Raw genomic sequence first — 13,791 nt, 5'->3', positions numbered from 1 at the left:
AATTTTTTATCAACATAAAGCCACATTACAGATTAAAAATGAGAGATTTGCTAGCTTTCAAAAAAATATTGTGGAATTAAATTTATTAGAGATTTGCCTACTCGGCGCTTTAGCTTTTTGCTTTCTTGTTCAGCTTTATTTTAGCTTGTTTATTCATTTAAAATTAGCCTTAGTTAAGGTTGAAGCCCTTCCAGAACAAGCTAAAAATCCGATTAGTGTGATTATTTGTGCTCGTAATGAAGCAGAAAATTTAAAAACATATTTACCAACTATTCTTCAACAAGATTATCCAAATTTTGAGGTAATTGTAGTGAATGACCGTTCTTGGGATGGCACCGCCGATATTTTAAAAGAGTTTGCAAAGAAATATGAGAGACTTAAAGTAGTTTCTGTTGCTGATGGAGAAAAATTTATTGCAGGAAAAAAGTTTGCAGTAACCATGGGGATTAAGGCCGCAAGCTACGAATGGTTGGTTTTTACGGATGCAGATTGTGAACCAGCTTCACCAAATTGGTTAATGGGTATGCAACAACCTGAAGATGAGAGCACAGAAATTGTATTAGGTTATTCTCCTTATTTTAAAAAACGCGGATTATTAAATAGATTAATTCGTTTTGAAACATTTTTTACAGCAGTAAATTATTTGTCTTTTGCCTTAAAAGGAATGCCATACATGGGTGTAGGTCGAAATATGGCCTATAAAAAATCACTTTTCTTTAAAAATAAAGGTTTTGCTGCACACATGCATATTCCATCTGGTGATGATGATCTTTTTGTAAATGCAAATGCAAATAGGTACAATACAGAAATTCGGATTAACAAGGAAACTCAAGTTTGGAGTGAGCCCAAAATTTCATTTATCGCCTATTTAAGACAAAAGAAAAGGCACTTTGGCGCAGGCAAAATGTATAAATCAAAACATCAATTTATATTATCCTTACAAATCGTTATTCAGTTTTTGTTTTATGGGTTAGGAATTGCTTTGTTGTGTTTTCCAAAAACACTTTATATTGCTTTAGGAGTATTTGGATTAAGTATTTTGATCAGAAGTTTCATTTATCCACGTTTATTAAAACGCCTAAATTATGGCGAATTAAGTTGGTGGTTTCCACTATTAGATATCATTTTATTTGTTTTTTTAGTGTTTAATGCCATTCTATCTATATTTGTTAAAAAAGTACAGTGGAAATAACCTTTTATTATGTCTGAAGTTAAGCCTGATATCATTTTAAAATATTTTAAAAATTTAACGGAACAGCAACTTGCTCAGTTTACGCAATTGTATGATTTGTATAGTTTTTGGAATGCGCAAATCAACGTTATTTCTAGAAAAGATATTGACGAATTATACGAACGTCATATCTTACATTCATTAGGGATTGCTAAATTTTGCACTTTTAAAGCAGGTGAGAAGGTATTGGACGTAGGTACAGGTGGTGGTTTTCCAGGTATTCCATTAGCTATTCTATTTCCAGAAACTGATTTTCATTTGGTAGATTCTATTGGGAAAAAGATAAAAGTAGTTACAGAAGTTGCGACAGCTTTAGGGTTAAAAAATGTAAAAGCTAGCCATTTAAGAGCAGAACAAGTAACAGATAAATATAATTTTGTGGTTTCTAGAGCGGTTACTCGTTTAATAGATTTTTATCCATGGATACGCGGAAAGTTTGCTAAAGAGAATAAGAATGCTATTCAAAACGGCATTCTTTATTTAAAAGGTGGCGACTTAACAGAAGAGATTAAAGAAAGTAAACTGAAAGCAGAGTTACATCCGCTTTCAGCTTATTTTGAGGAAGAGTTTTTTGATACTAAATATGTGGTTTACATCCCACAATAATTATTGAATAGTAATTCTTCCTCTTTTGTTGGCCAATGGTTTACCATCAATTTTCATAAAGTAAGTATACACTCCTGAAGAAATTTTTACACCTTCATTTTTCTTGTAATTTCCAGTTTTTCCATTCCAATCATCACGATAATCTGTACTGTTATAAACGATAGCATTTTTAGCGTTGTAAACAGTTAAGGTTTTTAAATCAGCTTCTGAATCTGGAATTTTTAAGAAATCTCCCGAAGAACGATTTAATTTCAGATTTCCATAAAATGGTGGTTGTAGTAAAGCTGGTGCATATTTAATAGCTGATCCTTTAATCTCTACAGCTCCATATTTGCCAGCATTTCCATAAATTTTCATAGCTTGATTTACACTCAAAACCACGATGCTTTCTGTATTATACACACCATAAAATTTAGCGTTGTCTTTTACCGCTTCTCCGTTAATGACTATATATCTTTTGTCAATTTGAGTTGGAGTATAATTTTTTCCATCGTGTCTGTATTCATTTCTTGGGTAAAAAACAGTTTGATTATCTGGTCTTACAACAGGGGGAGGAAACTTAATTTGATCTGATTTAGGTTTGTAACCTGGCGGAGGTGGTTCAACTGCTGGCGGTCTTTTTAAATTTTTTCTATCAGGTTTTACAATTGGTGGTGGAAATTTTATTTGGTCCTGTGGAGGTGGAGGAGCAATTTGACCTGGTTTAAGATAATTAATTTTGCCACCAGTAATTTCAACCGCACCATAATTAGCTCTATCTCCATATTTTGAAATAGCATCCGAAGGTTTAAGATATTTAATCTTGCTGGCGTTCATTACATTATAAAATGTTGTATCTGTAATTGGTTTGCCATTTACAACTATATACCTTTTTTCGGTAAATGGTGGGTGACTAGCAGATGCTTTATAATCCCTTTGAGCGAAAAAATAAGCAACATCTGGTCTTACTATTGGCGGTGGAAATTTAATTTTATCAATAGGTGTATTAATGATTTTTATGTTTTTGCCTGTAGCCTCAACCGCTCCATATTTAGCCTTAACGCCATATTTTTTAAGAGCATCTGTACTTTTTAAAGTAACAATTTTATCAGCACCCATAATACCATAAAAATCGTTCTTATAGTCTACTTCTTTCCCATTGATTATAATTAATTTATTTTCGAGCGAACTATGGTTTTTTGTTGATTTATCATATTTCTTAGGTGAATAATATGATTGAGTAACTCTTGGCGGCGGAAATTTTATTTGATCTTTCTTTATAGCTGGGGTTTCTTGGATTGGTGCTACACTTTTGCTTTTCTCCGGAAGCAAATCTATATAGCCGTAATCTTTTGTAAATGCCATTGTAGAGGCGCAAAGCATTGCCCCGACCAAGGGAAGTGCTATCAGCAACCTGAGCCTAGCTCGGCCTGCTGTTCTTTTTTTGTTTAACATGTTAATTCTCCTTTTTAATATTGATTGATTGAAAATTTGATTTGTAAGAGGGGTTGGCGCAATGCCAAAAGAGTTTTCGATAAGGAACATCGCATACTCGTGTTTTTGTAAACCAGAGTTGGTACTGAGCTCATCTGCAATGTACTCGTGCAACAGTTTAATGTCCTTTTTAATAAAATAGATAATTGGATTAAACCAACATATCATCTGTAAAACTTCAAAAAATAGAATATCTAAACTATGTTTCTGTTTAATGTGCACCATTTCGTGATTTAAAACGGTTTCTTTTTCCACCAGATGTGGATGAATAAATAAAAGGTTGAAAAATGAAAAAGCGGTAGTTTGCTCATTTAATTCAATTAAAGTTACATTACCACTTTTAGCTTTTTTAGCTTTTAACCAAATCCCGATTATTTTTGAAAGACTTAACGCTAATTTGAGCGCAAAGCACACTACAATGAATAAATAAATAGGATATAGGTAATCTGTGAAATTAAATGTTTCTACAACAGGAGTAGTGGGTATAGTAGTAAAGCTCTCTCCACATAAACTGTAGGTGGAGGAAAAGTTGCGTTATCTACTATAGGGGTTGGATTTAAAAACCCTAATTGCAGTATTGGTAGTATAAAAGCAGTTACACTACTTAACAGCAAAAAATAACGGTTGCTGTTATAAAATGTTTCGTTTTGTAAAAAAAAACGGTAAAATCCGTAAAAAATAAGCAAGTACAGATTTGCTTCGAGCAAATAATATAACCAATCCATTATTTCTTGTTTTTAAGTTTTTCAGCTAAGGCAATTAACTCATCAAGCTCTCCCATATCCATATTTTTTTCTTTCACTAAAAAGGATACTAAGCTTTGGTAATTGTTTTCAAAGTAATTATTCATCACCTTATCAAATGCAAAGTGTTTATATTGTTCTTCGCTAATCACTGGAAAATAGATATGGGTATTACCTATTGCATTGTGTGAGATAAAACCTTTACCTTCTAATACTCGAATTACAGTAGATACTGTATTATATGCTGGTTTTGGTGATTCCATTTTATCAATCACATCTTTCACCAAGCCTTCCTTCATTTCCCAAAGGATAAGCATTACCTGTTCTTCTGCTTTTGTTAACTCTCTCATTATATAATTTTCTTAAAGGTTAATTAAATTTACTACTATTTTTATAGTTAACAAACTATTTTTGTAGTTTTATTTTAAGTATCTGATTTTTAATACATTAAAATTAATTACTTTAAAAAGTAGCCATTTGCTTCTACTTTAGATTTGATGAGTTTAGTCCATAAAATAGCCTTAAGTTTAATAAAAGGAGTTGGCCCAATGTTTGCCAAAAATCTGCTGATTCACTTCGGTAGTGCCGAAGCAGTATTTGAAGCAACGAAAGAACAGATAGTAAAGTTAGAAGGCATTGGTGAGATTAGAGCGAATGCTATTTTACATACAGATGCTTTAGAAAAAGCTAAAGAACACTTACATTTTATTGAGAAGCACAACATAGAAGTTCTATTTTATGCAGATGATAACTACCCCAAAAGATTAAGAAATTGCTATGATTCACCACTATTATTGTATTATAAAGGCACTGCTAATCTAAATCATAAAAGAATTGTCAGTATAGTTGGTACTAGAAATGCAACCAATTATGGTAAACTACTATGTAAGCAATTAGTTGAAGTTTTAAAGCCATATGATGTTATAATTATGAGTGGATTAGCTCATGGCATCGATGCTGCAGCCCATAAAGAAAGTTTAAATTTCGAAGTGCCAACTGTTGGTGTATTAGGTCATGGTTTGGATAGGATTTATCCAGCTGTACATAAAGCATTAACTCAGAAAATGGTGCATAATGGTGGCTTGCTTACCGAATTTTTACCTGGTACAAACCCAGATCGAGAAAATTTTCCGAAAAGAAATCGAATTATTGCTGGTATTTCTGATGTCACGATAGTTGTAGAAGCTTCACTAAAAGGTGGTGCTTTAATTACAGCTGAACTAGCCAATTCTTACAATAAAGATGTGTATGCATTTCCTGGAAGAGTAAATGACGAATTTTCTGAGGGATGTAATTTCTTAATTAAGACGAATAGGGCAGGACTAATTAATCATCCTAGAGATTTGATTTATTATTTGGGTTGGGATGATGAACAGGTTAAAAAAGCTGAGATTTAGGCTCAGCTACCACTTAATTTATCGAAAGATGAACAACAAATCGTAAATGCATTACAGGATAATCCAGCTCATGTAGATGATTTAAGTTTAAAAACGAATTTGCCACAAAGTAAGCTAGTTATTGCATTACTTACCCTCGAAATGCAAGGTATTCTAATTTCTTTGCCTGGAAAAATATATAAGCTAGCCTAATTTTGTAATATTTATAGTATACTTAATAAGTAGATTATAAAACAATATTCTGTTATATAATTAAATTTAAAATTTAGTTTCTATTAAATATTAATCTATAAAATACTTATTGTCATTTTGTACTTTTGTAACATGTGGTACAATAATATTCTAGAAACAATTGGTAATACACCATTAGTTAAATTAAATAACATTACTAAAGAAATTTCGGCTACCGTTTTAGCGAAAATTGAAACAACTAATCCTGGTAATTCAATTAAAGACCGTATGGCGGTAAAAATGATTGAAGACGCTGAAAAAACTGGTAAATTAAAACCGGGTGGAACTATAATTGAAGGTACATCTGGTAATACAGGAATGGGGTTGGCTATGGCTGCCATTATTAAAGGTTACAAATGTATTTTTACTACAACTGATAAGCAATCAAAAGAAAAAGTTGATGCTTTAAGAGCATTTGGTGCCGAAGTAATTGTATGTCCAACAAATGTTGAACCTGAAGATCCTCGTTCTTATTATTCTGTTTCTTCTCGTTTAGAACGTGAAGTGCCAAATTCATGGAAGCCAAATCAATACGATAATTTATCAAATAGCCAAGCTCATTATGAACAAACAGGACCTGAGATTTGGAAACAAACAGAAGGTAAAATAACACATTTAGTAGTTGGTGTTGGTACTGGAGGTACAATTTCTGGAACAGGAAAGTATTTGAAAGAGCAAAATCCAAATATTAAGGTTTGGGGAATTGACACCTATGGCTCAGTTTTTAAAAAATACAAGGAAACTGGAATTTTAGATAAAGACGAAATTTATCCTTACATCACGGAAGGAATTGGAGAAGATTTTTTACCACAAAATGTTAATTTCGATGTAATTGACCTTTTCGAAAAAGTAACTGATAAAGATGCCGCTTTAATGACTCGTGATATTGCTCGTAAAGAAGGAATTTTTGCAGGTAATTCTGCAGGTTCAGCAATTGCTGGATTACTGCAACTGAAAGATAAGTTAAAACCAGAAGATGTGGTTGTCGTTATATTTCATGATCATGGAAGTCGTTATATGGGTAAAATGTATAACGAAGATTGGTTACGTGAACGTGGTTTCTTAAAAGATGAAAAATTAACGGCTAGAACGATCATTGCTAAAAAAGAACGTTCAGAAATTGTAACGATAGACTGTGAAAAAACAATTCTTGAAGCGATTAACACTATGAATATGCTTAACATTTCTCAAATCCCTGTAACGCAAAAAGGAATGTTAGTTGGTAAATTAGCTGAAAGTGATATTTTAAAAGCATTACTTGAAAATCCAAGTTTAAAGTCAGCCCCTGTAAATGAAATCATGAGTTCAACTTTCCCATTTGTGGATTTGAATACTTCTATAGATAGGATTTCAACCTTAATTAATAAGGAAAATAGTGCTGTTTTGGTTGAATTGGAAGATGGTAAATTTGAAATTATTACACAATACGATATTATTAATGCAATAAGAGGCTAACCCTACATGACTTATGTAAATAAAAAATCCAGCAATGATTATCTTGCTGGATTTTTATTTATACTAATTCTCAAATTAGTGACTTGGGCCTGAGCCTTCTACACGTTTAATTTGTGCGCCTAATGCTCTTAAGCGAATATCGATATCTTGGTATCCACGTTCAATTTGCTCAATGTTATAAATTGTAGAAGTACCTTCAGCTGATAAAGCAGCGATTAATAAGGAAACTCCAGCACGAATATCTGGAGAAGTCATGCTAATTCCACGAAGCTGATATTTCTTATCAATTCCGTTTACTGTAGCACGATGTGGGTCACATAAAATGATTTGTGCACCCATGTCAATCAATTTATCTACAAAGAACAAACGACTTTCAAACATTTTCTGATGGATAAGCACATTTCCTTTAGCTTGTGTTGCCACAACAAGAACAATACTTAATAAATCTGGTGTAAATCCTGGCCAAGGTGAATCAGCTATGGTTAGAATAGAACCATCAATAAACGTATCTATTTCATAATGTTTTTGAGAAGGAATGTAAATGTCGTCACCTCTGCGCTCTAATTTTATTCCTAATTTTTTAAAAACTTCAGGAATAACACCAAGCTCATCGTAACATACATTTTTAATCGTGATTTCAGACTCCGTCATGGCAGCCAAGCCGATGAAAGAACCAATCTCAATCATATCTGGCAACATTCTGTGTTCAGTGCCACCTAATTTGGTAACACCTTCAATAGTCAATAGATTAGAGCCAATGCCAGATATTTTTGCACCCATGCGGTTAAGCATTTTGCAGAGTTGCTGTAAATACGGTTCGCAAGCAGCATTATAAATAGTTGTAGTCCCTTTTGCTAAAACAGCAGCCATTACAATGTTTGCAGTTCCTGTTACCGATGCTTCATCTAATAAAATGTAAGCGCCTCTTAAATTGGTAGCGTCAACATTAAAGAAAGCTTTTTTGCTATCGTAAATGAATTTAGCACCTAATTTTTCAAAACCAATAAAGTGTGTATCTAAACGACGACGACCAATTTTATCGCCACCAGGTTTAGGAATAGCCGCTTTTCCAAAACGAGCCAATAATGGGCCGACAATCATGATAGAACCACGTAAGCCACCACCTTTAGCTTTAAATACATCAGATTCAAAAAAGTCTAATTTGATATTTTTAGCCTCAAAAGTGTAAGTGTCTTTGTTGATACGTTCAACAAGTACACCTAAATCTCCTAATAATTCAATCAGTTTATTTACATCTTTAATATCTGGAATATTGCTGATGGTAATTTTTTCATCGGTTAATAAAACAGCGGATAAAATTTGTAGGGCTTCATTTTTGCTCCTTGCGGAGTGATTTCGCCTTTTAATTTTTTACCACCTATAATTTCGAATGCATTCATTTGCTAGTGTTTATTTCGCTAATACGGTGTAATAACGATAGATTGGATTAATGTCTTTGTTTTGGATTGTTATTTCTCTGTTGGCGTCCGCCGTTATTGTTATTTTGGCGCCCTTTATTGTTGTTATTTCGACCACGATTGTTATTATTTGGTCTATTTACTTGAGGTCTGAACTCAACTTTTTGCAAGTTTACATTTTCATCGAGTTCTAAATTACCTCCAGAAAGCTCACGCAAATTTTTAAAGATTACTTCATCAGAGACATTGTCTTTGTTCCATTGCACATAAGCCATTTTCATAAAGTTTGCAATGCCTTGTACCATAGCTGATTTACGTTCCGGATTTTCTTCTTCCATCGTTTTTTCAATCAATTTTTCTACAGTTTTTCCATAATGTTTATACCTAATTTTTTGTTGGGGATAACCAATATGTGCTGGCTTAAATTGTGCTGCTTCTGGATTTGGTTTTGGGTATGGGCTGTCTACATCAATCTTAAAATCAGAAATGATGTGTAAATGATCCCATAATTTATGTTTAAAATCTGCAACATCACGCAGGTGTGGATTTAAAAAACCCATCAAGTCTATTACTGCTTGTGCATATTTATTGCGTTCTTCTTTGGTTGGTAAATCTATAATGTACTTTACCATATTTTGTACATTACGACCATACTCCGCCAAAATTAAGTCGCTACGAGTTGTATTATAATCGAAATTCATTGAATAAATTTAGTGTTGAAAATAGTTATTGTTGGGCACATTATGAAATAACCAAAACAAAAATACGTGGTTGAAAAACCGGAGCGATATTTTAATTAGAAACTTTGGTTAAGAATTCATCGAAATGCTGAAGCCCTTAATGTATCAAAGGTAGTAAATAAAATATAAAGCTGAAAAATTATAGATATGAGTGGATTAAATCTTTATTTAACAATGCGTAGCTTAGCAAATTTCAATAACAATTGTTTATTACCTAAACCTTGAAAAAATACAGTTGCTTTCACATCTGGCAAAGTTCCTTCTAAGTTTACAATTTTTCCAAAGCCAAATTTTTCATGTTCTACATCCATTCCATTTTGAAATTCATTTGATGCATTTGGGGTAAAACCAGGAGTTGGCACATGTGCTTTTGGCAAAATGGAAGTTGTTTTTGGCCTTATTGTAGTGGTGCTTGTTGTAGGTTTTGGTGTAAACTCGCGTTGCTGACTCCAGCTTTTACGTTCACTGTCAAAACTATTTTCTCCAAAACTACTTTTTGCAGGTTTTACAACTTCTAATTCTAAATAAGATGGATTAATTTCATTGATAAAACGACTTGGTTCACATGAAGTTAATTGTCCCCAACGATAACGAGAAGTAGCATATGTAATAGTTAATTTCTTTTCTGCTCGAGTAATAGCCACATAAAACAACCTACGTTCTTCCTCTAAATCAATACGAGAAGTTAAAGACATTTGAGAAGGGAAGAGGTTTTCTTCTAAACCAACGATAAATACATTTTTAAACTCTAAACCTTTGGCAGAGTGAATGGTCATCAAAGAAACAGTATCAGCATCCTTGTTTTTATCATTATCATCATTAGTTAACAAAGCGATATCTTGCATAAAAATCGCTAAACTTCTATCTTCAATATCTTCTCGCTCTGCAAATTCCTTAATCCCGTTCAATAATTCTTGTATATTTTCATAACGAGAACGACCTTCAACGCTATCGTCGGTATGTAATTCTTTTAAAATACCCGAATGTTGAGCGATATATAAAGCAGTTTCGTAGGCATCTAATTTTTTAGATTCTGCAGCAAAACTTTGGATCATAACTGCAAAATCATTTAATTGATTTGCAATTCTACCTTGTATGTATTGCTGCGGATTACAAATTACTTGCCACATCGTCACATCATGTTGATCTGCAGCGGCTGATATTTTCTCTACTGTAGTATCACCCAAACCACGACGAGGATAATTAATTACTCTTTTTATTGCTTCTTCGTCAGCTGGATTAAAAGTTAATCGGAAATAAGCAATTAAATCTTTAATCTCTTTACGTTGATAAAAAGACAAACCACCGTAAATTTTATATGGCACATTTAACTTGCGCAAAGCTTCCTCCATTGCTCTACTTTGGGCATTGGTACGGTATAAAATCGCGAAATCATGGTATTTCAATCCGCTATTTGCTCGATCTTGTACAATTGCTTCAGCAACTAATTTACCTTCTTCATTATCGGAAAAAGCTCTCGAAACTTTAATTCTATCACCTTTTTCATTTTCAGAGAATACATTTTTCTCTAACTGATTTTTGTTATTAGCGATGATGCTATTGGCAACCTCTACTATATTTTGTGTAGAACGATAGTTTTGTTCCAACTTGTAAACCTTCAACTCCGGATAATCACGTTCGAAGTTTAAAATATTCTGAATATTTGCTCCACGGAAAGCATAAATACTTTGTGCATCGTCACCAACTACACAAATATTTTGATGCGCTGCAGCCAATTTTTTAACAATGGTATATTGAGAAAAGTTAGTATCCTGGTACTCATCAACCATTAAATACTTAAATTTATGCTGGTATTTATTTAAAACATCAGGGTGATTTTTTAGTAAAACGTTGGTTTTAAACAACAAATCGTCAAAATCCATTGCGCCAGCTTTGTAGCAACGTTTGGCATATGTTTCGTAAATCAAACCTAAAAGTGGACGTTTATTTCCCGCATCTTCAGCTTGAATTTGACTATTTTCTAAATATTCTGTTGCAGAAACTAAATTGTTTTTAGCCGATGAAATGCGATTGTAAACTACGTTTGCAGCATACAATTTATCATCTAATTGCATCTCTTTTAATATAGTGCGAATTAAACTTTTGCTATCGTCGGTATCGTAAATGGTAAAGTTTGAAGGATAACCGATTTTTTCAGCTTCAACACGTAAAATTTTCGCAAAAACAGAGTGGAAAGTTCCCATCCAAATGTTTTTAGCCTCATTACCAACCACTTTTCCGATACGCTCACGCATATCTTTACTGGCTTTATTGGTAAATGTGAGCACTAAAATGTTAAAGGCATCAACTCCCTTTTCTATTAAGTGGGCAACTCTATATGTAATAACCCTTGTTTTGCCCGAACCTGCACCAGCTACAATCATTACTGGTCCTTCGGTGTTTTCTACTGCTGCTCTTTGTTGTGGGTTTAATCCTGCTAAATAATCCAAATCCGTTCCTTCTTTTGATGTTCAAAAATAAGAAATTGTAAGGGGAATTGATGAATTTGTTGATTAATTGTTGAATGATTGAAGAGTTCGCAACTGCAAAATTGTATTGTGCCAAAATAACATCTTTTTTAATTTGGAATGGAATTTGACAAAAATCGCTTATGGAAGAAAATAATTTAAATCACAAGTTAGATTTTAATGATATCCCAGAGGAAAATAATACTGACGTGTTTGCTAATTTTAAAGAAAAGTTAGAAAAAGTACAGACTTTCCCTGGTTTGTATCCTTTTAAGTTTATCCTAACAGGAGGTGCAGCTAAATTAACTGAATTGAGAGCAGTATTACCTGATGATAATTTTATTGAAACGCCATCTAAAACAGGTAAGTACATTTCTGTAACCGTTAAAAAATGGATGTTAGATGCAAATGCGGTGGTCGATATTTATAAAAAAGTAGGGGAGATTAAAGGGATAATGATGCTTTAAGATGTCTAAAATCATAGTATAGCGTTTCATGAATAAATCCATTCTAAATTCATCTCACATCCACTCTTCACTGCCACTTTCTATTTGATATAACCAATAATTTACCAATTTTTTAATTTCAGTATAATTGCCGTATTTGAAATGAATAATGCCTGCTGCAGTATGTAAATTAACGTGACCAACGTCTACACTTTTATGCCAAGGATATTGAAATGTAGTAATTGCTTGTATTTTATGAGGAAAAAGTAGCGCATGTTTTACATCCCAAATACCACTTCTTTTGATGATAAATTCTTTGTTAACAGTTAATCGATGTCTTTTATAACTGATGTAAATCATCGGTATCGCTAATAAAAAATAAATAATAGCCGCTGTGTAATAAGGCTTTAATTCTGGAATATATGCCCATAAAATCAAAAATAATCCAACAGGAAATACAACTCTGAAAAAAATGGGCAAGTTTAAAAATCTCCAATCTGGAATGAATGTCTTACCTTTTGTGGGAATTTCTCCCATAATCATTTTTATCAATTCATCTCTTTCCGAAGGATTGCAACCCGGTATTTGCAAATTATTGCTTTCTAAGTCTTTGCCTTTTTTAACCTCTCCAGATGAAGCCTGTTTCAAATTCATATTCAGTAAATTCATTTTCTTTTGAAAATAGTTCTGATCATATGAAGTAATTTGAACCTTATTAGGACTTAATAAGGTGTTTTTCTTGGCCAATAAACCATGAGATATTAATAACGAATGTTTGTGTTTGCTAATGTGAAATTCAAAATATTTCACAAATGTTCTAATTACATTAAGAGCGAGGATAAGAAATAAAAATACAGTAATTAAAATACCTAATGAGAATAATGTAAACAAACTCTCAACAGCATTTTCTACTTGACCTTTATCCATGTCAAAAACTTTTAAAAATTCTTTTGCGTTATGAAATACTGGATAAATAAAAGCAAGTAACAATGCAATCGTGCTTCCATAATTGGATGTTAAGCCCACTTTAAACAAAGTTCCCATACTAACTTTTAGAAAAGGGATATCATCTTTGACTGTTTCGGTTTCTTGATTGTGATTTTCTTTCGTAGAAATACTTTTTCTACTCAGTAAATGTTCTCTCAAACTATTTGCTATTTCTTCGTCAATGGCTTTTATACTTACTTCTTGTTGTTCGCTACCCGCTGTATCTACTTTCAATCCATAAATACCGATAATTTTTTGCAATAAATTTTGATTAATGTTTACTTGCTGAATTTTATCCAATTGAACTGTTAATTGGGTTTTATTGAAAATGCCCTTATTGATAACAAATTCTTGTTTTTGCTCATCTAAAAAGAAAGTAAAATTTCGGTAATTGAAATAAGAGTAAACAAAAAGAATGCTAATTAGAACCACTATTATTAAACCAAAATAGATGACATGTTGTTGCTCTGCTTTTATAAAAGCATAAATTAAAGGAAAAATTAATGCCCTAATTAACTGTTGTAAGGTATTGGCGGCCATGATAATAATGCCAACCGCAGACTGCCTTTGGGGTTTACTGAAATCGTAATTCATTT

General features: G+C 32.6%; 10 protein-coding genes and 2 pseudogenes. 6 read left to right on the top strand and 6 right to left on the bottom strand.

All coding sequences use genetic code 11. From position 1 onward, the window contains the following. Nucleotides 1-70 precede the first annotated feature (70 nt). Together ACHMWN_RS15770 and rsmG are read left to right on the top strand one after the other, a co-directional pair. Complete coding sequence (locus tag ACHMWN_RS15770) at nt 71-1,192, top strand: glycosyltransferase (protein WP_397303019.1); 1,122 nt, start codon at nt 71-73, stop codon at nt 1,190-1,192. Between the two features lie 9 nt (nt 1,193-1,201). Next, the gene (gene rsmG, locus ACHMWN_RS15765) at nt 1,202-1,837 is read left to right on the top strand and encodes a 16S rRNA (guanine(527)-N(7))-methyltransferase RsmG (protein WP_397303016.1); all 636 of its coding nucleotides are present in this window, start codon (nt 1,202-1,204) and stop codon (nt 1,835-1,837) included. Here the strand turns inward: rsmG and ACHMWN_RS15760 are convergent, their stop codons facing one another. Both ACHMWN_RS15760 and ACHMWN_RS15755 read right to left on the bottom strand, forming a co-directional pair. After that, nucleotides 1,838-3,724: a M56 family metallopeptidase gene (locus tag ACHMWN_RS15760; RefSeq protein ID WP_397303013.1), complete on the bottom strand. Its 1,887-nt coding sequence runs from the start codon at nt 3,722-3,724 to the stop codon at nt 1,838-1,840. It lies immediately after the preceding gene. A gap of 310 nt (nt 3,725-4,034) precedes the next feature. Further along, nucleotides 4,035-4,403, bottom strand: a complete 369-nt coding sequence (locus ACHMWN_RS15755) for a BlaI/MecI/CopY family transcriptional regulator (protein WP_397303010.1) — start codon at nt 4,401-4,403, stop codon at nt 4,035-4,037. A 147-nt stretch (nt 4,404-4,550) separates the two neighbouring features. Between ACHMWN_RS15755 and dprA the strand changes: the two genes are divergently transcribed. The 3 genes and pseudogenes from dprA to ACHMWN_RS15740 all read left to right on the top strand — a co-directional run bounded on the left by dprA (nt 4,551) and on the right by ACHMWN_RS15740 (nt 7,136). Further along, entirely contained in the window at nt 4,551-5,450 is a 900-nt protein-coding gene (gene dprA, locus ACHMWN_RS15750) for a DNA-processing protein DprA (protein WP_397303008.1), read from the top strand. 18 nt (nt 5,451-5,468) lie between these two features. Beyond that, nucleotides 5,469-5,642, top strand: a pseudogene (locus ACHMWN_RS15745) (DNA-protecting protein DprA); the annotation flags it as partial. A 132-nt stretch (nt 5,643-5,774) separates the two neighbouring features. Continuing rightward, the gene (locus ACHMWN_RS15740) at nt 5,775-7,136 is read left to right on the top strand and encodes a pyridoxal-phosphate dependent enzyme (protein ID WP_397303005.1); all 1,362 of its coding nucleotides are present in this window, start codon (nt 5,775-5,777) and stop codon (nt 7,134-7,136) included. A gap of 75 nt (nt 7,137-7,211) precedes the next feature. Here ACHMWN_RS15740 and murA read toward each other — a convergent pair. The 3 genes and pseudogenes from murA to ACHMWN_RS15725 all read right to left on the bottom strand — a co-directional run bounded on the left by murA (nt 7,212) and on the right by ACHMWN_RS15725 (nt 11,744). Then, a pseudogene (gene murA / locus ACHMWN_RS15735) lies at nt 7,212-8,536 on the bottom strand (UDP-N-acetylglucosamine 1-carboxyvinyltransferase). Nucleotides 8,537-8,583: 47 nt separating this feature from the next. Next, nucleotides 8,584-9,255, bottom strand: coding sequence for a DUF4290 domain-containing protein (locus ACHMWN_RS15730; RefSeq protein ID WP_397303002.1), 672 nt, complete (start codon nt 9,253-9,255; stop codon nt 8,584-8,586). Nucleotides 9,256-9,458: 203 nt separating this feature from the next. Further along, on the bottom strand, nt 9,459-11,744 hold the full coding sequence (locus ACHMWN_RS15725) for an ATP-dependent helicase (protein ID WP_397302999.1): 2,286 nt from the start codon (nt 11,742-11,744) through the stop codon (nt 9,459-9,461). Between the two features lie 161 nt (nt 11,745-11,905). On the opposite strand from ACHMWN_RS15725, the gene ACHMWN_RS15720 reads away from it, so the two are divergent. Continuing rightward, nucleotides 11,906-12,229 carry a DUF493 family protein gene (locus ACHMWN_RS15720; protein ID WP_397302997.1) on the top strand — a complete coding sequence of 108 codons (324 nt, stop codon included), beginning with the start codon at nt 11,906-11,908 and terminating at the stop codon, nt 12,227-12,229. A gap of 54 nt (nt 12,230-12,283) precedes the next feature. Here ACHMWN_RS15720 and ACHMWN_RS15715 read toward each other — a convergent pair whose 3' ends face one another. Continuing rightward, nucleotides 12,284-13,789: a PH domain-containing protein gene (locus ACHMWN_RS15715; RefSeq protein WP_397302996.1), complete on the bottom strand. Its 1,506-nt coding sequence runs from the start codon at nt 13,787-13,789 to the stop codon at nt 12,284-12,286. Nucleotides 13,790-13,791 lie beyond the last annotated feature (2 nt).

The organism is Pedobacter sp. UC225_61 (genome assembly GCF_044452285.1).
In the GTDB taxonomy this organism is placed as follows: Bacteria; Bacteroidota; Bacteroidia; order Sphingobacteriales; family Sphingobacteriaceae; genus Pedobacter.
Note: the sequence above shows the minus strand (reverse complement) of the source record. Positions and strands in the feature narration are given on the sequence as shown.

Bases quoted from the DNA above. Each gene is read 5' to 3' on its own strand.
- rsmG (WP_397303016.1), top strand. From the start codon at position 1,202: ATGTCTGAAGTTAAGCCTGATATCATTTTAAAATATTTTAAAAATTTA.
- ACHMWN_RS15755 (WP_397303010.1), bottom strand. From the start codon at position 4,403: ATGAGAGAGTTAACAAAAGCAGAAGAACAGGTAATGCTTATCCTTTGG.
- dprA (WP_397303008.1), top strand. From the start codon at position 4,551: ATGAGTTTAGTCCATAAAATAGCCTTAAGTTTAATAAAAGGAGTTGGC.
- ACHMWN_RS15740 (WP_397303005.1), top strand. From the start codon at position 5,775: ATGTGGTACAATAATATTCTAGAAACAATTGGTAATACACCATTAGTT.
- ACHMWN_RS15730 (WP_397303002.1), bottom strand. From the start codon at position 9,255: ATGAATTTCGATTATAATACAACTCGTAGCGACTTAATTTTGGCGGAG.
- ACHMWN_RS15720 (WP_397302997.1), top strand. From the start codon at position 11,906: ATGGAAGAAAATAATTTAAATCACAAGTTAGATTTTAATGATATCCCA.
- ACHMWN_RS15715 (WP_397302996.1), bottom strand. From the start codon at position 13,789: ATGAATTACGATTTCAGTAAACCCCAAAGGCAGTCTGCGGTTGGCATT.